Source organism: Streptomyces sp. NPDC048172 (genome assembly GCF_043202595.1).
Taxonomy (GTDB): Bacteria; Actinomycetota; Actinomycetes; order Streptomycetales; family Streptomycetaceae; genus Streptomyces.
Genome location: NZ_JBIDAT010000002.1, coordinates 620,596 through 639,590 on the forward strand (window position 1 = coordinate 620,596; position 18,995 = coordinate 639,590).

Below are 18,995 nucleotides of genomic sequence, written 5' to 3' on the forward strand. Positions count from 1 at the left end.
GGCTGGCAGGGGCTGCCAGCTGTGGGAACGACTCGGACGAACGGAAGAGAACAGCGATGCCCAAGGACCTCGACCCGGTGGACCGGGAGATCGTCAGACTGGTCTCCGCGCAGGGGCGGATCAGCCACGAGGAGATCGCCCGGCGGGTGCACGTGTCGCGTCCGGCCGTGCACGAGCGGGTCAAGCAGTGGGCAGCGGGAGAGGGGGCAGGCCGCGTGGCCTGCCCCCTCCCGGGGGACCCGCTGCCGTTCGCGGCTACTTGGGGGGCATGAGGACGGTGTCGATGAGGTGGACGGTGGCGTTGGCGGTGGTGACGTCGCCGCAGCCGATCTTCGCGCTGCCGTTGACGGTGTAGGAGTCGCCGGAGCCCTCCGTGGTCACCTTGTCCTTCTCCAGCGTGGTGAACGTGCCGTCCTTGAGCTGGTCCTTGCCGACCGGCTTGCCGACCACGTGGTACGTGAGGATCTTGGTGAGCATCTTCTTGTCGCTCATGACCTTGTCCAGGTCGGCCTTCGGGATCTTCTTGAAGGCGTCATTGGTCGGGGCGAACACGGTGATGTTCTTGCTGCTGTTGAGCGTGTCGACGAGTCCGGCCTTCTTCACCGCGGCGACGAGGGTGGACAGTTCGGGGTTGTTCGAGGCCGCGGTGGCCACGGGGTCCTTGGCCATGCCGTTGAAGCTGCCCTTTCCGCTCTTCGGTACGGAGGCGCACGCGGGGCCGAAGGTGCTCATGGCGGAGTCCTCGCCCATGTCCTCCTTCTTCTGGCTCTTGCTGGGCTCGCTCTTCTTCGACCCGCCCGCGTCGTCGTCGTTGCCGCAGGCGGCCAGCCCGAGGGGGAGCACTACGGCGGCGGTGGCGGCGATCAGGGCGCGGGACGCGCGGATGGTGTTCATGAGGGATCTCCTTGCGAGAGGTGGACATCAAGGACCGGGAGGGGGAGTGCGAGGGGTCAGGTCACGGTGACCACCACCGAGTGCCGGCCCGTGGCGCCGTCGGGGACGGTGCCCTGCCGGTCGGGTGTCTGGGTGCGCCCGGTGCGGTCGGTGGCGCGGACCTGGAGGCGGTGGGTACCGGGGGTCGCGTCCCACTCCCACACCCATTGGCGCCAGGTGTCGGTGCTGTCCTCGTCGGCCAGCCGGGCGCGGTGCCAGGGCCCGTCGCCCACCCGTACCTCGACGCGGTCGATGCCCCGGTGCTGGGCCCAGGCGACGCCCGCGACCGGGACCGTGCCGCGCCGGAGTCCGACGAGGGGGCGGGGGGTGTCGATGCGGGACTGGGTCTTGACGGGGGCGCGGCGGCTCCAGTCGCGTTCGACCCAGTAGACGTCGAAGTCGTCGAACGTGGTCAGTTCGAGTTCGCGCAGCCATTTGCAGGCCGAGACATAGCCGTAGAGCCCGGGGACGAGCATGCGGACGGGGAAGCCGTGCGTGAAGGGCAGCGGTTCGCCGTTCATCCCGACCGCCAGCATCGCGTCGCGGCCGTCCATGACGGTCTCCACAGGACTGCCGAGGGTCATGCCGTCCTCGGAACGGGCCACCAGCTGATCGGCACGCCCGCCCCTGGAGGGCGGCCTGACACCTGCTTCGGAGAGCAGGGGCGCCAGTGGGACGCCGAGCCAGCGGGCGTTCCCGACGTAGGAGCCGCCGACCTCGTTGGAGACGCAGGTCATTGTGATGTCCCGCTCGATCAGGCCGCGGCCCAGCAGCTCGTCGTATTCCAGGGTCAGCGGGCGGCGCACGCCCTCGCCGTGGATGCGCAGGCTCCATCCGCCGGTCGTCAGACGCGGTACGCGCAGCAGGGTGTCCACCCGGTAGAAGTCCCGGTTGGGGGTACGGAACGGGCTCAGCCCCTTCACCCCCAGCTCCGCACCGCGCGGCACGGGGGCCGCGGGGGAGACGGGCCGGGGCAGCCGGACGGCGTCGCGCGAGGCGACGGCCTCGCCCCCGCTGGACGCGTTGAGGCCGCGGCCCAGCGCTCCCGCGCCGGTCGCGCCCGCGGCGACGGCTCCGGCCGCGAGCACGAAGCGGCGCCGGGCGGGTCCGCTCCGCGCCCCCTCGCCGTCCGCGTTCGAGTCCGTGCCCTCGCCCGCTTCCCTCCCCTCGTTCCGGGCGGACATCCGGCCCACCAGGAAGTGGAGGACGAGGGCACCGGCCACCGCGCCCGCCAGCGAGGGCACCGCGTCGAGGGTGGCCGCGTCGGGCCTGCTGAGCGCGGCGAACGCGCCCAGCGCACCGAAGCCGAGGACCCCCGCGGCGCCCAGCCTCCGGTGCCGCACGGCCAGCATCCCCACGGCCACCGCGAAGAGCGCGAGCAGCACGACGATGCCGAGCTGCAGTACGAATTTGTCGTCGTTGCCGAAGGTGCGGACCGCCCAGTCCTTGACGGAGACGGGCGTACGGTCGATGACCGCGCCGCCCACCGCCACGACCGGGCCCGCCTCGGGACGTACGGGCACGGACGCCAGCTCGGCGACGGCCAGCGCCGTGTACCCGGCGAGCAGCCCGCTCAGGGCCCCGAGGGCCCAGCGAGCCCCGAGGCCGCGGCTGCCGTCCGCGCCTGATGTCTCGTCTCTCCTGTCACTCACACCCCTGCTTCGGAGCGACGGGTCCGGAGGATTGGTCCGCCCCCCGGAAGAGTGAACGGGGGAGGAAGCGGCACGTCGGCGCGTACTCACACCAATCCCTTACGCGATCGGCTCCGAACTCCTGCCACAGGCATCGCACGCGCCGGACGGAGAGCCGATGCGTCCGGACAGCCGGTACGGACGGAAGGGAGCGCCATGACCGAACGCTCTGCCGGGGCCCGGCGGATCGCTGTCGTGGGCAGCGGTGTGGCGGGGCTCAGCGCGGCCCACGTGCTGCGACAACGGGACGAGGTGACGCTGTACGAGGCGGACGACAGGCTCGGCGGCCACGCCCACACCCACGACGTCGCCGCACCGGACGGCCGGACCCTCCCGGTCGACACCGGGTTCATCGTGCACAACCCGCGCACCTACCCGCTGCTGACCAGGCTCTTCGACGAACTGGGCGTCGCGAGCCAGGAGACGGCGATGAGCATGTCGGTACGCTGCCAGGGCTGCGGACTGGAGTACGCGGGCGCCAAGGGCCCGCGCGGACTGTTCGCCTCGCCCCGGCACGCCCTGCGGCCCGCGTACCTGCGGATGATCGCCGAGGTGCCCGTCTTCCACCGCCGGGCGCTGCGTCTGCTGGCCACCGAGCCGGGCCCGGCTCCGGGCCCAGCTCCGGGGGCGTCGTCGGCCACGACGCCGGGCACGGACCACGCGGCGGAGGCCACCCTGGGCGACTTCCTGCGCGGCAACCGCTTCTCGGCGTACTTCGTCGCGCACTTCGTCACCCCGCTGGTCTCGGCCGTCTGGTCCTGCGCGCCCGAGACAGCGCTGCGTCACCCGGCCCGCCCTCTCTTCCGCTTCCTGGAGCACCACGGGATGCTCAGCGTCGGCTCCTCGCCGACCTGGCGGACCGTCACCGGCGGCTCCCGGACGTATGTGCGGCGTATCGCCGAGCGACTCGCGGCCGTGCACACCTCCACCCCCGTACGCGCGGTACGGCGGCGCGGCGACGGCGTCGAACTGGCCACCGGGGACGGCGAGCCGAGGCAGTACGACGCAGTGGTCCTCGCCGTCCACCCCGACCAGGCGCTGCGCCTGCTCGACGGCCCCACCGAGGACGAACGACGGGTCCTCGGCGCCCTCCCCTACTCCCGCAACTCCGCGCTCCTGCACACCGATCCCGCACCGCTGCCCCGCTCCCGCACGGCCCGCGCCGCCTGGAACTACCTGATGCCCGACTGCCGTACGCCGACCGCGCACGTCCGCGTCAGCTACGACATGAACCGCCTCCAGCGCCTGGACTCACCGAGGGAGCACGTCGTCTCGCTCGGCGCCGAGGACCTCGTCCGGCCCGGCAGTGTGCTGGCCCGCATGGCCTACGAACACCCGCTCCACACCCCGGAGTCGGTGGCGGCGCAGCGACGGCTTCCCGGCCTCAGCCGCTGGCCCGTCGCGTACGCGGGCGCCTACCACGGGTGGGGGTTCCACGAGGACGGCTGCCGCTCCGGTATCGAGGCCGCCCGCACGCTGGGGGTGAGCTGGTGACCCCCTCCACCGTGGCCGTCCCCGCCCTCTACCGCTGCGTGGTCACGCACGTACGCGACGGGCCCGTGCGGCACGCCTTCCACCACCGCACGTACCTGTGGTTCCTCGACATCGACCGGCCCCCGCGACTGCCCCGCCCGCTGCACCCGCTGGCCAGGTTCGAGGCCCGCGATCACTTCGGCGGTACGGCGCCCACCCTGCGCGGGGGCCTGGAGCGTTTCCTGGCGGCGCGCGGGCTCGACCTGGACGGCGGCAGGGTCACGATGCTCACTGCCGCCCGGGTGTTCGGCCACGTGTTCAACCCGCTCACCCTCTACTGGTGCCACGACGCGGCGGGAGCTCCGCTGTGCATCGTGGCCGAGGTGCACAACACGTACGGCGAACGGCACTGCCATCTGCTCCACCCGGACGCCGACGGACGGGCGTACGTGCCCAAGGAGTTCTACGTCTCGCCGTTCTTCCCCGTCGACGGCGCCTACCGCATGCGCCTCCCCGAACCGGACGCCCGCCTGCGGATCTCCGTGCGCCTGGAGCGCCGAGGAACCCGTCCCTTCCTCGCCACCGTCCACGGCGACCGCACTCGGGCCACCCCCGCCGGACTGCTGCGCGCGGCCGCATGTCACCCCTGGCCGACGCTCGCCGTCTCCGCGGCGATCCGCGTCCACGGCCTGTGGCTCTGGGCGCGCGGCCTGCGCGTGAGGCCACGCCCGCACCACCCCGTACAGAAGGGAATGCAGTGAGCGCCCCCACCTCCCCCCGTACCGGCCCGGCGCGGCACCACGTGGACAGCCGCCGCTGGCCGGACGTGGCCGTCGTACCCCGCGTCTCCCGGCCGCGTACGGCCGTCGCCCGGCACCTGGTCCGCCGCGCCCTGGAAGCCCTGCCGCTGTGGACCGTCCTGCCCGGTGGCGAGACCCTCGGCACCGGCGGCCCCCGCCTGGAGATCCACGACCCGGACTCCTTCCACCGCCGCCTCGGGCACTCCGGCCTCATCGGTTTCGGCGAGTCCTACATGGCCCGGGAGTGGGACGCCCCCGACCTGGTCGGCGTCCTGCGGGTGTTCGCCGAGCACGCCGAAACGCTCGTACCGCCACCGCTCCAGCGCCTGCGCCCGCTGTGGGCCCCGGTCCGGCCCGCCTCCCAGCGCAACACCCCCGAGGGCGCCCGCGGCAACATCCACCGCCACTACGACCTCTCCAACGAGCTGTTCGCACTCTTCCTCGACGAGACCCTGACCTACTCCTCCGCGGTCTTCCGCAGCTTCCCGCCCGCCTGGCGGGACCTGGCACCCGCGCAGCGCCGCAAGACGGAAATGCTGCTCGACCAGCTCCGTGCCGGGCCCGGCACCCGCCTGCTGGAGATCGGTACCGGCTGGGGTGAACTGGCGCTGTGCGCCGCCAAGCGCGGCGCGGAGGTCGTCTCCGTCACCCTCTCCCAGAAGCAGTTGGAGGTGGCGCGGCGCCGGGTGGAGGAGGCGGGGTTCGCGGACCGGGTGACGCTGCTGCTGCGCGACTACCGCCAGGTGCGGGGGAGTTACGACGCGATCGTGAGCGTCGAGATGATCGAGGCGGTGGGGGAGGAGTACTGGCCGGTCTATCTCAAGGCCCTCGACCGGCTGCTCGCCCCCGGCGGCCGGGTCGTGCTGCAGGCCATCACCATGCCCCACCACCGCCTGCTCGCCACCCGCCGCACCCACACCTGGATCCAGAAGTACGTCTTCCCCGGCGGCATGATCCCCTCGCTCCGGGCCCTGTCCCGGATCGCGCGGGAGGAGACCCGGTTGCGCCCGGCCGCCGACGCCGCCTTCGGAGCGCACTACGCCGAGACGCTGCGGCTGTGGCGCGAACGGTTCACGGAACGCGCCGACGAGGTGGCCGCCCTCGGCCTCGACGACACCTTCCGCCGCATGTGGACCCTCTACCTGGCCTACTCGGAGGCGGGATTCCGCGCGGGCTACCTCGACGTACGCCAGTTGCTCCTCCTCCGCGAGGAGCGAGGGCAGGAGGGCGAGTGACCGGCGGACCGGCGACCGGCTTGACCGGCGGCGTGGACTGGGAGGCGTGCGCCGCCCATCTCGGTGTCTGCGCGGGCGTTGCGCTCGGCGTGATGCTGGTGACCTTCTGCTTCGGGGCCGCCCGCGGCAGACACCGTTACGTCGACGTCGCGTGGGGCCTCGCCTTCACGGCCGTGGCGGTGACGAGCTGCGCCCTGTCCGCGGGGCACGGCGACCCCGGGCGCCGCGCGCTGATCACGGCCCTCACGGCCACGTGGGGCCTGCGGCTCGCCGCGCACCTGGCCCGGCGCGGCTGGGGCAAGGGCGAGGACCCGCGCTACGCCCGTATGCTCGGCAGGTCCAGCGGCCCCCCGGCGCTGGCGGCCCTGCGCACCGTCTACCTGCTCCAGGGCGCCCTGGTCTGGCTGATCTCACTGCCGGTCCAGGCCGGGCAGTACGCGCACGAGCCGCCCGGCGTGCTCGCCTGGGGCGGTGTCGCGGTCTGGCTGGCGGGCATGGTCTTCGAGGCCGTCGGTGACCGGCAGCTCGCCCGGTTCACCGCACGCCCTGAGAACCGCGGCCGGATCATGGACCAGGGCCTGTGGAGCTGGACCCGGCACCCGAACTACTTCGGCGACTTCTGCGTGTGGTGGGGCCTCTACCTGGTGGCCGTCGCCGACGCCGCCGGGGCGCTGGTGCTGCTGGCCGCCCCGCTGACGATGAGCGGACTGCTCACCGTCGGCAGTGGCAAGCGCCTCCTGGAGCAGCACATGGCGGACCGCCTTGGCTACGCCGCGTACGCCGCACGCACCAGCGGCTTCTTCCCCCGCAGGCCCAGGAAACGGACGTAGGACAGGACGGGGCAATGCGGAAAGGAACGGGACGGAACGCTCTCGTCACCCCCCATCCGCCGGGAAGGCCATCAGCGCCACGGGCTTCGAGGTGGGCTGCGAGGAGCCGCCCCCGGGCTCGACCGTGATGCCCATTCCCCGGGCGCCGTCGACCTTGCCGTCGAGGAGCACGGTGTTGTCGCGGCCCATCAGACCGGCGGAGCGCATGGTTCCGTGGTCGTCGAACCAGAACTGGTAGACCTTGCCGCTGGGCGGAGGCGCCATGCCCGAGGCGAGGAAGGCCGCCCTGTCGAGCCGCTGGGAGACGACGGCGGTGCCCGAACCGCCGCCGGGCAGCCTCTTGCTGGAGACCGTCCGCGCGTCGGCCGCCGTCAGCACCTCGGCCACCTTGGTCAACTCGGCGGAACGCGCGCTTTCCCGGGCGCTGTCGCGCCGCGCGTCGTCCGCGTCCCGCTGCTGCCAGACGGCCACGCCGCCCAGCGCGACGGCGGCAACGGAGGCGGCCAGCGCGAAGGTCTGCCACCGCCGCGCCCTGCTCCACCGGCCACCGGCCGTACCGGGGTGGCCCGCCGTTCCCCCGGTGCCGCGCGGGCGCGGCTCCTTCCGGGGCGGTCGCGGCGGCTCCTGCCGCACCGCACCGATACGGCCGAGGACGCGTGCGCGCAGCTCCGGCGGCGGCTGCTCCGCCACGGCGAGGCCCAACCGCGCCCCGGTGGCGCGCAGTTCGGCGACCTCAAGGCCGCAGGAGGCGCAGTCGGCCAGATGCCGCTCGAACGCCTCACTCTCGTCCTCGGAGAGCGCGTCCAGGGCGTAGGCGCCCGTCAGCGTGTGGAGTTCGGCGGCCGTCATGCGCTCACCCCCAGGCAGTCCCGCAGCCGGATCAGCCCGTCGCGGAGCCGTGTCTTGATCGTCCCCAGCGGCTGCGCCAGCAGTTCGGCGACCTCGCGGTAGGTCAGCCCCCGGTAGTAGGCGAGGGTGACGGCCTGGAGCTGGATCTCGGTCAGCATCCGCAGACAGCGCCGCACCTGTTCCCGTTCCAGCCGTGCCTCGATCTGCTCGACCACGTCGTCGTAGTCGGGCGTCCGGTCCAGCCTCGCTGCCCGCCGCTCCCGGTCGCTGGCGGCCTGCGCGGAGCGCACCCGGTCGATGGCCCGCCGCCGCGCGAGCGTCATCACCCAGGTCATCGCGCTGCCCTTGCCCGCGTCGAAGTGCGCGGCGGTCCGCCACACCTCGACCAGCACCTCCTGCGTCACCTCCTCGGACTGGGACGGGTCGCGCAGCACCGAGCGCACGATCCCGAACACCGGTCCGGCGACCTGGTCGTAGACGCGCGCGAAGGCGTCCTGGTCCCCGGTGGCCACCCGCTTGACGAGCTCCTCCAGCGCAGCCTCCTCCTGGCCCCCCGCGTCCACCGCGACGGGCTCCCTCACCGGACAGCCCTCGCCGTACTCCTCGCCCGCGGCATCCCAGCCTCCATACGCTCCTCGTGCCTGCCCATCACCCTGTGATTCGCAGCGGACGACGCACCGGATTGGTCACACGAAGAGAAATCCCGCCGACCCCGACCCCGAAACTACGAAGACCCCGACCGGCGAACCGGTCGGGGTCTTCGTTCAGCCCGGTGAGGCTGGGCGGAGGATACGAGATTCGAACTCGTGAGGGGTTGCCCCCAACACGCTTTCCAAGCGTGCGCCCTAGGCCACTAGGCGAATCCTCCGCCGCAAACAATACAAGACTCCGGGGAGTGCTCGCGAACTCGTAGTCGCCGGTCGGGATCGGGTAGTGTTGGCGCCAGCCCCTCACGTGGCGCTATCTGACTGAACTCCCCCAGGGCCGGAAGGCAGCAAGGGTAGGTTGGCTCTGGCGGGTGCGTGGGGGGCGTTTGTGTGACCGGGACCACTTGTCGGCGGTCCCCTATATCGTCGGGGGTGTGTCGTCCCTCGCCCTGTACCGCCGCTATCGCCCCGAGACCTTCGCCGAGGTCATCGGGCAAGAGCATGTGACCGATCCCCTTCAGCAGGCGCTGCGCAACAACCGTGTGAACCACGCGTATCTCTTCAGCGGCCCGCGCGGCTGTGGCAAGACGACCAGCGCCCGCATCCTCGCCCGCTGTCTCAACTGTGAGCAGGGGCCCACGCCCACACCCTGCGGGGAGTGCCAGTCCTGCACGGACCTGGCCAGGAACGGGCCCGGTTCGATCGATGTGATCGAGATCGACGCCGCCTCGCACGGTGGTGTGGACGATGCCCGTGAGCTGCGGGAGAAGGCGTTCTTCGGCCCCGCGTCGAGTCGTTACAAGATCTATATCGTCGACGAGGCGCACATGGTCACCCCGGCGGGGTTCAACGCCCTGCTGAAGGTCGTCGAAGAGCCGCCGGAGCACCTCAAGTTCATCTTCGCCACGACCGAGCCCGAGAAGGTCATCGGGACCATCCGGTCGCGGACCCATCACTATCCGTTCCGTCTCGTGCCGCCCGGGACGCTGCGTGACTATCTGGCCGAGGTGTGTGAGCGCGAGGCCATCCCCGTGGACGACGCCGTGCTGCCGCTGGCCGTACGGGCGGGGGCCGGGTCCGTCCGTGACTCCATGTCCGTCATGGACCAGCTCCTCGCCGGAGCCGGCGAGGACGGTGTGACGTACGCCATGGCGACCGCCCTGCTCGGGTACACGGACGCGGCGCTGCTCGATGACGTCGTCGATGCCTTCGCCGCCGGGGACGGGGCGCGGGCCTTCGAGATCGTCGACCGGGTCATCGAGGGGGGGAACGATCCCCGCCGGTTCGTCGCCGACCTGCTGGAGCGGCTGCGCGACCTCGTGATCCTCGCCGCCGTTCCGGAGGCCGGGGAGAAGGGGCTCATCGATGCCCCGGGCGATGTCGTGGAGCGGATGCGGGCGCAGGCGTCGGTGTTCGGCGCCGCCGAGCTGAGCCGCGCCGCCGACCTCGTGAGCACCGGGCTGACGGAGATGCGCGGGGCCACCTCCCCCCGGCTGCAGCTGGAGCTGATCTGCGCCCGCGTGCTGCTCCCCGCCACGTACGGCGACGAGCGGTCCGTGCAGGCCCGCCTCGACCGCCTGGAGCGCGGCGCTGCGCTGGGGGCCGTCACCGGTGCCGTGCCCGGTGCCGCGACCGGTGCCGCGACCGGTCCCCCCGCTGGTGCCGCTCCGGCGGCCGTTCCCGCCGCCGTTCCCGCCCCTGTGCCCGCCTCCGCGCCGGTTCCCGGGCCCGATCCCGCCGCCCCGGCGCCCGCTCCCGTCGCGCCTGAGGCCAGCCCCGCGGCCGAGCCCGCCCCGGCGGCCCAGTCCGGTGGGCACCGGCCCGGGGCCTGGCCCGATGCCGCCTCTCCCGGTGGGAGCGGTGGTGGGGGTGCCCGGCCCGGCGCGTGGCCCACCGCGGCCACGCCGCAGGCAGCCGCCACCCCGGAGGCTGTCGCGCCGCAGCCCTCCGCCCCGCCTGCCCCGCCGTCCGCCGCACCGGCCCCGGCGCAGGCCCCGGCTCCGGCCTCGGCGAGCGCCGGTGATCCCTCGCAGGTGCGGCAGATGTGGCCGCAGATCCTGGAGGCCGTGAAGAACCGGCGGCGCTTCACCTGGATCCTGCTCAGTCAGAACGCGCAGATCGTCGGCTTCGACGGCACCACTCTCCAGGTCGGGTTCTCCAACGCGGGCGCGCGGGACAGCTTCGTCAACGGCGGCAGCGAGGACATCCTGCGCCAGGCGCTCAGCGACGCGCTCGGCGTGCAGTGGAAGGTCGAGGCGATCGTCGATCCGTCGGGCGGCACCGGTGGCGCGGGGGGCGCGGGGGGCGGCAGCGCGCCCGGCAGCCCCGGTCCCGGTCCCGGCTTCGGTGGCCCGGCGCGCCCGCAGCAGGCCCCCGCGCCGCCCCAGGCCGCCGCACCGCCCCCGCAGGCCCCGCAGCACCCGGAGCCGTCCTCGTCGCAGGGCGGCCCCGGCGGCCCCGGCGGACCCGGCGGCGCTGTCCGGGACGGCATGGCAGCACCCGCCCCGGCCGCGCCGACCGCCCCGGCCGCTCCCGCGCCCGTTCCCGCCACCGCCCCGGAGCCGGCCGCTCCGCCCGTCGAGGCGCCCCCGGCCCAGGCCGGGCCGTACGTCGGCGTCGAGGACGACATGCCCGCCGAGGACGACCCCGACCTCGACGAGACGGCGCTCTCCGGGCACGACCTGATCGTCCGCGAGCTGGGGGCGACGGTCATAGAGGAGTTCCAGCACGAGTGAGCCGCGTCCCGGGCCCCGGGCCGTACGTCCTGAGCACGGGTGAGCGAGAAGAGCCCCGTGCGGGCGGGTGACCGGCAGGGGGCGGCGGGGCGCCCCGGTGAGCACGTAGGCTCGGACCAGCCAGCAAGACGTCGTCAAGCGAGCCAGGAGCCAAGACGTGATTCCCGGTGGTGGCCAGCCCGATATGCAGCAGTTGCTGCAGCAGGCCCAGAAGATGCAGCAGGACCTCGCCGCGGCCCAGCAGGAGCTGGCCGAGACCCCCGTCGAGGGCTCGGCGGGCGGGGGCCTGGTGAAGGCGACCGTGACCGGTTCCGGCGAGCTCCGGGGCCTGGTCATCGACCCGAAGGCCGTGGACCCGGAGGACACCGAGACCCTCGCGGACCTCGTCCTCGCGGCCGTCCGCGACGCGAACAGCGCCGCGCAGGAGCTCCAGCAGCAGAAGCTCGGCCCCCTCGCGCAGGGCCTGGGCGGAATGCCGGGGCTTCCCTTCTAGTGGGGCTTCCCTTCTAGAGGACCGTACGGGCAACTAACGTACGGAGAGCAGCACGACAGGAAGCCAGCGGCACCGGCAGAGGCATCGGCAGAGGCAGCGGCAGAGCGGGAGCATCCGTGTACGAAGGCGTGGTCCAGGACCTCATCGACGAGTTGGGCAGGCTGCCCGGCGTCGGTCCCAAGAGCGCGCAGCGGATCGCCTTCCACATCCTCCAGTCCGAGCCCGCCGACGTCCGGCGCCTCGCGCACGCGCTGACCGAGGTCAAGGAGAAGGTCAGATTCTGCGCCGTCTGCGGCAATGTCGCGCAGGAGGAGCAGTGCCGGGTCTGTGCCGACCCGCGTCGCGACCCGGCGGTGATCTGCGTGGTCGAGGAGCCCAAGGACGTGGTCGCGATCGAGCGGACGCGTGAGTTCCGCGGTCGGTACCACGTGCTCGGCGGGGCGATCAGCCCGATCGAGGGCGTCGGCCCGGACGATCTGCGGATACGGGAGCTGCTGGCCCGCCTGGCGGACGGCACCGTCACAGAGCTGATCCTGGCCACCGATCCCAACCTGGAGGGCGAGGCCACGGCCACGTATCTCGCGCGCATGGTCTCCGCGATGGGGCTCAAGGTGACGCGACTGGCCAGCGGACTCCCCGTCGGGGGAGATCTGGAGTACGCGGACGAGGTCACGCTTGGGCGTGCCTTTGAGGGGAGAAGGTTGCTCGATGTCTGACGCCACGCTGAACTCGATCAAGGACGCGCCCGACGACTTCGCGGTCCAGATCTCCGACCAGGTCGAGAGCTTCATCGTCTCGGTCGCCGAGGTGGCGAGAGGGGACGACCCGGACAGTGCCGTGCCGTACCTGCTGCTGGAGGTCTCGCAGCTGCTGCTCGCGGGCGGGCGGCTCGGCGCGCACGAGGACATCGTCCCGGACGAGCGGTACGAGCCGGATGTCGGCCCGGAACCGGACGTGGACGAGATGCGCATGCGGCTCGCCACGCTGCTGGAACCGGTCGACGTCTACTCCGAGGTCTTCGATCCGTACGTGCCGCGCACGGCGCCCGTCGCCTGCCGGATCTCGGACGATCTCGCCGACGTCGTCACGGACCTGCGGCACGGCATGGCGCACTACCGCGCGGGCCGGGTCACCGAGGCGCTGTGGTGGTGGCAGTTCTCGTACCTGTCCAACTGGGGTCCGACCGCCTCGGCCGCGCTGCGCGCGCTCCAGTCGCTGGTCGCGCACGTCCGCCTGGACACGCCGCTCGACGAGCTGAACGGGCTGGACACCGACAGCGACGCCGACGGTGACGACGGCAAGCTGGAGGCCGAGGCGGGCAAGGTCATGGCGGCGGAGATCGGCGCGCCGCTCGGCCTCAAGAACGCCTGACCCGCGGGATCTTGCGGGAGCCCGCGGGCTCCCGCACGCCCCTCCGGGGTCTTACGGGGGCGTACGTCTCTGTGGCAAGCTGCCACGGACGTATGCCCCTGGGGCGTCAGTTCGAGCAGTAGCTTGTCATGCACTGGACACGCACTGGACGTGCGCCGGTCATGGGCTGTTCATCCTGCGCTCCTTTCCCGGAAACGGAGAGGCCCCCCACCATGCGCAACCTTCTTTCTACGCGCGTCACTTGGCGCCGCTCCGCCGTGCTGCTCGGCAGCACGGCGCTGCTCGCGGGTGCCCTGACGCAGCTCCCGGCGACGGCGTCCGCGGAGCCGCCGCAGCCCGCGAAGCAGGCCGCGAAGCAGGCCGCGGCCGAGGCGCCCGGCGACTACTACAAGGACGCCGAGGGCAAGACCGGCGACGAGCTGAAGGCGGCCCTCAACACCATCATCAGCGAGGGCGACCAGCTCTCCTACGACCAGGTCTGGGAGGCCCTGAAGGCCACCGACGAGGACCCGGACAACAAGTCCAACGTCCTCCTCCTCTACACGGGCCGCTCCCAGTCCAAGGAGGACAACGGCGGCGGCGCCGACCAGTGGAACCGCGAGCACACCTGGGCCAAGTCCCACGGCGACTTCGGCACCGCGACCGGACCCGGCACCGACATCCACCACCTGCGCCCCACCGATGTCTCGGTCAACAGCACGCGCGGCAGCAAGGACTTCGACGAGGGCGGCGAGGAGCTCGAGGAGGCCCCCGGCAACTTCACCGACGGCGACTCCTTCGAGCCCCGCGACGAGGTCAAGGGCGATGTCGCCCGCATGATCCTCTACATGTCCGTCCGCTACGAGGGCAAGGACGACTACCCCGACCTGGAAGCCAACGACGAGGTCGAGAACGGCTCCAAGCCGCTGCACGGCAAGCTCTCCACCCTCAAGAAGTGGAACGAGCAGGACCCGCCCTCGGACTTCGAGAAGAACCGCAACGAGGTCATATTCGAGAAGTTCCAGCACAACCGGAACCCGTTCATCGACCACCCCGAGTGGGTCAAGGAGATCTGGGGCTGAGCCCTACCAGCTCGACTTGCGCACGCCGGGCAGCTGCCCGGCGTGCGCCATCGTGCGCAGGTTCACACGGGAGAGGCCGAACGCGCGCAGATGGCCGCGGGGGCGGCCGTCCACGCTGTCCCGGTTGCGGACGCGGGTGGCGCTCGCGTCGCGCGGCTGGCGGCGCAACTCGGCTTGCGCGGCGAGGCGTTCGGCCTCCGGCGTGCGCGGACTGCGGATGACCTCCTTCAGCTCGGCCCTGCGCTCCGCGTAGCGCGCGACGACCGCGCGGCGCTGCTCGTTCTTCGCGACCTTGCTCTTCTTCGCCACGGGACGGCTCCCTGCTCTTATTGAAAACGATTGTCGTTTGTGTAGGGTAGCCGACATGGCCCGCAACGACCTACGCCCCGTGACCAAGCTCCGCTCCACGGCGGGCACCGGCTACACGTACGTGACCCGGAAGAACCGCCGGAACCAGCCGGACCGGCTGGAGCTGCGCAAGTACGACCCCGTGGCCCGCCGCCACGTCGCGTTCCGCGAAGAGCGCTGAGAAACCGAGCCGAGAAGGAGGAACGAGCACGATGAAACCCGGAATCCACCCGCCCTACCGCCCCGTCGTCTTCCGCGACCGGGCTGCCGGCTTCGCGTTCCTGACGCGGTCCACCGTGACCAGCGACAGGACGGTCGAGTGGGAGGACGGCGCGACGTACCCCGTCATCGACGTCGAGATCTCCTCGGCGAGCCACCCCTTCTACACCGGCGCGCAGCGCGTCATCGACACCGCGGGGCGCGTGGAGCGCTTCGAGCGCCGTTACGGCCGGGGCGGGAAACGGGAGGCGGCCCGATGACCGGCGGCGGGGAGCGGCTGCCCGTCGTGCTCGTCGCGGGGCTGCACGCCGACGCGCGGCGGGCGGCCGTCGAGGGGCTGCTGCGCGCGGTGCCCGGTGCCGTCGCGCTGCACCACGACCTGTCGGCCGCCGCGTCGGAGGGGAGCGTACGGCGCACCGTACGGTCGCACGCGGGGGCGCTCGACGAGGGCAAGGCGCCGCTCGTCAACGGCTGCGCCTGCTGCGCGCTGCGCGAGGACCTCGTACCGGAGCTGCTGCGGCTCGCGGAGTCCCGTACGTGCGCGCTGGCCGTCGTCGAGCTGTGGGACTCGGTCGAGCCGCAGGCCATGGCCGAGGTCGTCGCCGCGCACAGCGCGGACGCGCTGGCGGTGACCGGCGTGCTGACGGCCGTCGACCCGGCGCTGGTCCTGCCGTACCTGGCCGCCGCCGAAGATCTCGCCGAGGCCGGACTGGCGGCGGCGCCGACCGACGAGCGTACGGTCGCCGACACCTTCGCGCGGCAGCTCGAATACGCGCCCGTACTGGTGCTGGCCGAGGGCGCCGAGGGCGCCGAGGGCGCCGACGGCGAGGAGGAGGCCGACGAGGCCGACAGGGAGCTGCTGCGCCAGCTCCACCCGGTGGCCCGCCGGGTCCGCGCCGACGACGGCGCCGGGCTGGCCCGCGTGGCCACGGAGGGCTTCGACGTGGGCGCCGCCGCGGCGCGGCAGTACCCCGCGTGCGCGCTGCTGCCGCAGGAGGCCGACGCCGAGGGCGTCACGACCCTCGTCTGGCGCGCGCGGCGCCCCTTCCACCCGGCACGCCTGCACGCGGCGCTCCAGGAGCTGGCCTGTGCGGCGGTGCGCAGCCGGGGCCGGTTCTGGCTCGCCGACCGGCCGGACACGCTGCTGTCGTGGGACGCGGCGGGCGGCGCGCTCTGCGTCGAGGAGCGCGGGCCCTGGCTGGCCGCGCTGCCGGACGCGGCCTGGGAGATGGTCCCCGCCGTACGCCGTGCCGCCGCCGCGCTCGACTGGCACCCGGTGCAGGGCGACCGGGGCCAGCACCTGGTCTTCACGGCGCCGGGACTGGACGCCGACGGACTCGGCGCGCTGCTGGACTCCTGCGTGCTGACGGACGCGGAGCACGCGGGCGGCCCCGACGCCTGGCGCCGTTACGCGGGCGCCTTCGACGACCTGCTCAGCACGCCCTCGTAGACCGTAAGGAGAGACCAGCCATGCCCTCGCGCCGTAACGCCGTCGGCCGCAAACCGGCCAAGCCCCGCCGGAACCCGCTCGACGCCGCCGGGATCACGTACGTCGACTACAAGGACACCGACCTGCTGCGGAAGTTCATCTCCGACCGCGGCAAGATCCGCAGCCGCCGCGTCACCCACGTCACGTCCCAGCAGCAGCGACAGCTCGCCCGCGCCATCAAGAACGCCCGCGAGATGGCCCTTCTCCCGTACGCCTCGCGCTAGCGAATACTCGAACGGGTGACCTTCTGTCCGAACCCGTCCCGTGGGCCCTGCCGTGGCTAGCCTGAGCGACGACAAGCCGGTCCCTTCGCCAGCAGTGAGGCCCCTCGATGACTGCACAGCCGCATGAGCAGCCGGGTTCCTACGTGCCCGAGGACCCGGAGACCGCGCTGAAGTACGCGATCCAGCGCATCAAGCGCGACGGTCGTTCTCAGATCATCGAGGGAGTCATCGAGCAGGTGTCACCGACTTGGGATCATGAGAAGGCCGGGGCACGTCTCCAGAGGCAGATCGACCCGGTGGCCGAGGACCTCGGGTGCGTCATCGGGGCCGGGAACCTCGACCTCCCCGGATCCGCCAACTGGTTCGTCCCCGACCTCGCGGTCGTTCCGGAGGACCTGCTGGAAGGCGCCGGGGCCCTCCTCCCCGATCAGACCCTGCTCGTCGTGGAGATCACCTCGGAGTCGAACGCCGACACGGACCGCGTCGTGAAGCGGCGCCGCTACGCCGAGTACGGGGCGCCCCTCTATCTCCTCGTCGACCGCCAGGAGCGGACCTGCACCCTGTTCTCCAAGCCGGGCCCGATGGGGTACGAGGTGAAGGAGGGGCCCCGGCCCTTCGGGGCTCCCGTGCTGCTGCCCGCTCCCTTCGAGCTGGAGCTCGACACCTCGCGGCTCTGAGGGGCCAGGGGGGGGCCGGGGTTGTGAGTCACGCCACGTTTCCGTGTGGCACCCAGGGACGGGGGGCAGGTGCCGGTTCGGACGATGAGTGGCACTGGGTGCCTTTGGCGTCTCACATGCTGAGGCCAGAAGGGACGATTCCGGTCACTCGTTAGACTGAGCCGACGCGGGGCCCGGCTGGAACGGCCCCGGAGTGAGTTACGAGGAGCGAGCACACGTGGGCCTTGTCGTGCAGAAGTACGGCGGCTCCTCCGTTGCCGATGCCGAAGGCATCAAGCGCGTTGCCAAGCGAATCGTCGAAGCCAAGAAGAATGGCAACCAGGTGGTTGTCGTGGTGTCGGCGATGGGTGACACGACGGACGAGCTGATCGACCTCGCGGGAGAGGTCTCTCCCGTCGCCTCCGGGCGCGAGTTCGACATGCTGCTGACCGCCGGAGAGCGCATCTCCATGGCCCTGCTGGCGATGGCGATCAAATCCCTCGGACACGAGGCGCAGTCCTTCACGGGCAGCCAGGCCGGGCTGATCACCGACTCCGCGCACAACAAGGCGCGGATCATCGATGTGACGCCGGGCCGGATCCAGAGCTCGGTGGACGAGGGCAACATCGCCATCGTCGCCGGGTTCCAGGGCGTGTCGCAGGACAGCAAGGACATCACCACCCTCGGCAGGGGCGGCTCGGACACGACCGCCGTGGCGCTGGCCGCCGCGCTGAACGCCGAGGTCTGCGAGATCTACACCGACGTCGACGGCGTCTTCACCGCCGACCCCCGGGTCGTCAAGAAGGCGAAGAAGATCGACCGGATCTCTTTCGAGGACATGCTGGAGCTGGCCAGCTCCGGGTCCAAGGTGCTGCTGCACCGGTGCGTGGAGTACGCGCGCCGCTACAACATCCCAATCCACGTGCGGTCGTCCTTCTCCGGCCTGAAGGGCACGTGGGTCAGCAACGAGCAGCCGGACGGGCAAGGGGAAGAGTCGATGGAGCAGGCGATCATCTCGGGTGTCGCGCACGACACGTCCGAGGCGAAGATCACGGTCGTCGGGGTGCCCGACAAGCCGGGTGAGGCCGCGGCGATCTTCCGTACGATCGCCGACTCCGAGGTCAACATCGACATGGTGGTGCAGAACGTCTCCGCCGCGTCGACGGGACTGACGGACATCTCCTTCACGCTGCCGAAGTCCGAGGGCCGCAAGGCGATCGCCGCGCTGGAGAAGATCCAGGGCTCGATCGGCTACGACTCGCTGCGCTACGACGACCAGATCGCGAAGATCTCGCTCGTCGGCGCCGGGATGAAGACCAACCCCGGCGTGACCGCGACCTTCTTCGAGGCGCTGTCGAACGCGGGCGTGAACATCGAGCTGATCTCGACCTCCGAGATCCGCATCTCGGTCGTCACGCGCGAGGAGGCGGTGAACGACGCGGTGCGTGCGGTGCATACGGCGTTCGGCCTCGACAGCGAGAGCGACGAGGCGGTCGTCTACGGCGGGACCGGCCGCTAGACGCCCCGGGCATCCCGCGTACGTACGCCGTCTACGTACAACGTAGGTACGCCGCTCCGCATGTGAAGCATGTGTGACCGCACGGGCCCTCTGGCCACTGGCGGGTCGCCTGTCTCCTGACGGAGAATTTCGCTCCCCGCCTTCCTGCAACCGGCAGGCAGGCGGGGAGCGTCTTCGTTCCCGCTGCCAGGGACTTCCACGGGGCATTGGGGGACCCCCTGCTCGAAGAGCTCGGGGGAGGTAAGAAGCTGTGGAAATTGGGGCATTGAGGAAGAGCTGGTACGTATGAAGGCATTTGGTGCATGGTTTAACACAGTGCCTTTCGCGTACAACCCTGACGGGGGGAAGTGTGTCCAACAAGCGTGGCAGAGGTACTCGGAATCAGCTCGGCCCCTGGGCGCTCCGGCATCACGGCCGGAGGC

Annotated in this window: 21 protein-coding genes, 1 tRNA gene and 1 other RNA gene; 17 read left to right on the top strand and 6 right to left on the bottom strand. The window is 72.0% G+C overall.

The window, feature by feature from the left end:
* The first annotated feature begins 56 nt into the window (after nt 1-56).
* Entirely contained in the window at nt 57-272 is a 216-nt protein-coding gene (locus ACGF3A_RS11420) for an Lrp/AsnC family transcriptional regulator (RefSeq protein ID WP_393728271.1), read from the top strand.
* Here ACGF3A_RS11420 and ACGF3A_RS11425 read toward each other — a convergent pair.
* Nucleotides 256-894, bottom strand: coding sequence for a fasciclin domain-containing protein (locus ACGF3A_RS11425; protein WP_393728273.1), 639 nt, complete (start codon nt 892-894; stop codon nt 256-258). The two genes, ACGF3A_RS11420 and ACGF3A_RS11425, sit on opposite strands and share 17 nt — an antisense overlap.
* 56 nt (nt 895-950) lie before the next feature.
* Nucleotides 951-2,585, bottom strand: coding sequence for a molybdopterin-dependent oxidoreductase (locus ACGF3A_RS11430; RefSeq protein ID WP_393728275.1), 1,635 nt, complete (start codon nt 2,583-2,585; stop codon nt 951-953).
* Nucleotides 2,586-2,780: 195 nt separating this feature from the next.
* Between ACGF3A_RS11430 and ACGF3A_RS11435 the strand changes: the two genes are divergently transcribed.
* Genes ACGF3A_RS11435 through ACGF3A_RS11450 form a run of 4 tightly spaced genes read left to right on the top strand, consistent with a single transcriptional unit; the run spans nt 2,781 to nt 6,962 of the window.
* Nucleotides 2,781-4,118 (top strand): NAD(P)/FAD-dependent oxidoreductase, encoded by a 1,338-nt coding sequence (locus ACGF3A_RS11435; protein WP_393728277.1) that lies wholly within the window; start codon nt 2,781-2,783, stop codon nt 4,116-4,118.
* The gene (locus ACGF3A_RS11440) at nt 4,115-4,858 is read left to right on the top strand and encodes a DUF1365 domain-containing protein (RefSeq protein ID WP_393728279.1); all 744 of its coding nucleotides are present in this window, start codon (nt 4,115-4,117) and stop codon (nt 4,856-4,858) included. The genes ACGF3A_RS11435 and ACGF3A_RS11440 overlap by 4 nt, the downstream gene beginning before the upstream one ends.
* Nucleotides 4,855-6,132, top strand: coding sequence for a class I SAM-dependent methyltransferase (locus ACGF3A_RS11445; RefSeq protein ID WP_393728281.1), 1,278 nt, complete (start codon nt 4,855-4,857; stop codon nt 6,130-6,132). The genes ACGF3A_RS11440 and ACGF3A_RS11445 overlap by 4 nt, the downstream gene beginning before the upstream one ends.
* Nucleotides 6,129-6,962: a DUF1295 domain-containing protein gene (locus ACGF3A_RS11450; protein ID WP_393728283.1), complete on the top strand. Its 834-nt coding sequence runs from the start codon at nt 6,129-6,131 to the stop codon at nt 6,960-6,962. Before ACGF3A_RS11445 ends, ACGF3A_RS11450 begins: the two co-directional genes overlap by 4 nt.
* Before the next feature lie 45 nt (nt 6,963-7,007).
* On the opposite strand, the gene ACGF3A_RS11455 is transcribed toward ACGF3A_RS11450, so the two are convergent.
* The 3 genes from ACGF3A_RS11455 to ACGF3A_RS11465 all read right to left on the bottom strand — a co-directional run bounded on the left by ACGF3A_RS11455 (nt 7,008) and on the right by ACGF3A_RS11465 (nt 8,679).
* The gene (locus ACGF3A_RS11455; protein ID WP_393728285.1) at nt 7,008-7,811 is read right to left on the bottom strand and encodes an anti-sigma factor domain-containing protein; all 804 of its coding nucleotides are present in this window, start codon (nt 7,809-7,811) and stop codon (nt 7,008-7,010) included.
* The gene (locus ACGF3A_RS11460) at nt 7,808-8,392 is read right to left on the bottom strand and encodes a sigma-70 family RNA polymerase sigma factor (protein ID WP_393728287.1); all 585 of its coding nucleotides are present in this window, start codon (nt 8,390-8,392) and stop codon (nt 7,808-7,810) included. The genes ACGF3A_RS11455 and ACGF3A_RS11460 overlap by 4 nt, the downstream gene beginning before the upstream one ends.
* A gap of 202 nt (nt 8,393-8,594) precedes the next feature.
* A tRNA-Ser gene (locus ACGF3A_RS11465) sits at nt 8,595-8,679 on the bottom strand.
* 74 nt (nt 8,680-8,753) lie between these two features.
* Here ACGF3A_RS11465 and ffs point away from each other — a divergent pair.
* The 6 genes from ffs (at nt 8,754) to ACGF3A_RS11495 (ending at nt 14,118) form a co-directional block, all read left to right on the top strand.
* Nucleotides 8,754-8,848: signal recognition particle sRNA small type (gene ffs / locus ACGF3A_RS11470), an RNA gene on the top strand.
* A 44-nt stretch (nt 8,849-8,892) separates the two neighbouring features.
* On the top strand, nt 8,893-11,193 hold the full coding sequence (locus tag ACGF3A_RS11475) for a DNA polymerase III subunit gamma and tau (protein WP_393728289.1): 2,301 nt from the start codon (nt 8,893-8,895) through the stop codon (nt 11,191-11,193).
* A gap of 157 nt (nt 11,194-11,350) precedes the next feature.
* A complete protein-coding gene (locus ACGF3A_RS11480; protein ID WP_393728291.1) occupies nt 11,351-11,686 on the top strand; it encodes a YbaB/EbfC family nucleoid-associated protein in 336 nt (111 codons plus the stop codon).
* Between the two features lie 116 nt (nt 11,687-11,802).
* A complete protein-coding gene (gene recR, locus ACGF3A_RS11485; RefSeq protein WP_393728293.1) occupies nt 11,803-12,402 on the top strand; it encodes a recombination mediator RecR in 600 nt (199 codons plus the stop codon).
* Entirely contained in the window at nt 12,395-13,057 is a 663-nt protein-coding gene (locus ACGF3A_RS11490) for a DUF5063 domain-containing protein (RefSeq protein ID WP_393728295.1), read from the top strand. Before recR ends, ACGF3A_RS11490 begins: the two co-directional genes overlap by 8 nt.
* Before the next feature lie 212 nt (nt 13,058-13,269).
* On the top strand, nt 13,270-14,118 hold the full coding sequence (locus ACGF3A_RS11495) for an endonuclease I family protein (protein ID WP_393728297.1): 849 nt from the start codon (nt 13,270-13,272) through the stop codon (nt 14,116-14,118).
* A gap of 3 nt (nt 14,119-14,121) precedes the next feature.
* Here ACGF3A_RS11495 and rpsN read toward each other — a convergent pair whose 3' ends face one another.
* On the bottom strand, nt 14,122-14,427 hold the full coding sequence (rpsN, locus tag ACGF3A_RS11500) for a 30S ribosomal protein S14 (protein ID WP_393728299.1): 306 nt from the start codon (nt 14,425-14,427) through the stop codon (nt 14,122-14,124).
* Between the two features lie 55 nt (nt 14,428-14,482).
* Here rpsN and rpmG point away from each other — a divergent pair, with 55 nt between their 5' ends.
* From rpmG to ACGF3A_RS11530, 6 genes are all read left to right on the top strand, one after another.
* Complete coding sequence (rpmG, locus tag ACGF3A_RS11505; RefSeq protein ID WP_393728301.1) at nt 14,483-14,647, top strand: 50S ribosomal protein L33; 165 nt, start codon at nt 14,483-14,485, stop codon at nt 14,645-14,647.
* A gap of 31 nt (nt 14,648-14,678) precedes the next feature.
* Nucleotides 14,679-14,945 (top strand): type B 50S ribosomal protein L31, encoded by a 267-nt coding sequence (locus tag ACGF3A_RS11510; protein ID WP_393728303.1) that lies wholly within the window; start codon nt 14,679-14,681, stop codon nt 14,943-14,945.
* On the top strand, nt 14,942-16,135 hold the full coding sequence (locus ACGF3A_RS11515; protein ID WP_393728305.1) for a CobW family GTP-binding protein: 1,194 nt from the start codon (nt 14,942-14,944) through the stop codon (nt 16,133-16,135). The genes ACGF3A_RS11510 and ACGF3A_RS11515 overlap by 4 nt, the downstream gene beginning before the upstream one ends.
* Before the next feature lie 20 nt (nt 16,136-16,155).
* Nucleotides 16,156-16,398 carry a 30S ribosomal protein S18 gene (rpsR, locus tag ACGF3A_RS11520; RefSeq protein WP_393728307.1) on the top strand — a complete coding sequence of 81 codons (243 nt, stop codon included), beginning with the start codon at nt 16,156-16,158 and terminating at the stop codon, nt 16,396-16,398.
* A gap of 107 nt (nt 16,399-16,505) precedes the next feature.
* Nucleotides 16,506-17,075, top strand: coding sequence for a Uma2 family endonuclease (locus tag ACGF3A_RS11525; RefSeq protein ID WP_393728309.1), 570 nt, complete (start codon nt 16,506-16,508; stop codon nt 17,073-17,075).
* Between the two features lie 217 nt (nt 17,076-17,292).
* The gene (locus tag ACGF3A_RS11530; protein WP_393728311.1) at nt 17,293-18,573 is read left to right on the top strand and encodes an aspartate kinase; all 1,281 of its coding nucleotides are present in this window, start codon (nt 17,293-17,295) and stop codon (nt 18,571-18,573) included.
* Nucleotides 18,574-18,995: the final 422 nt, after the last annotated feature.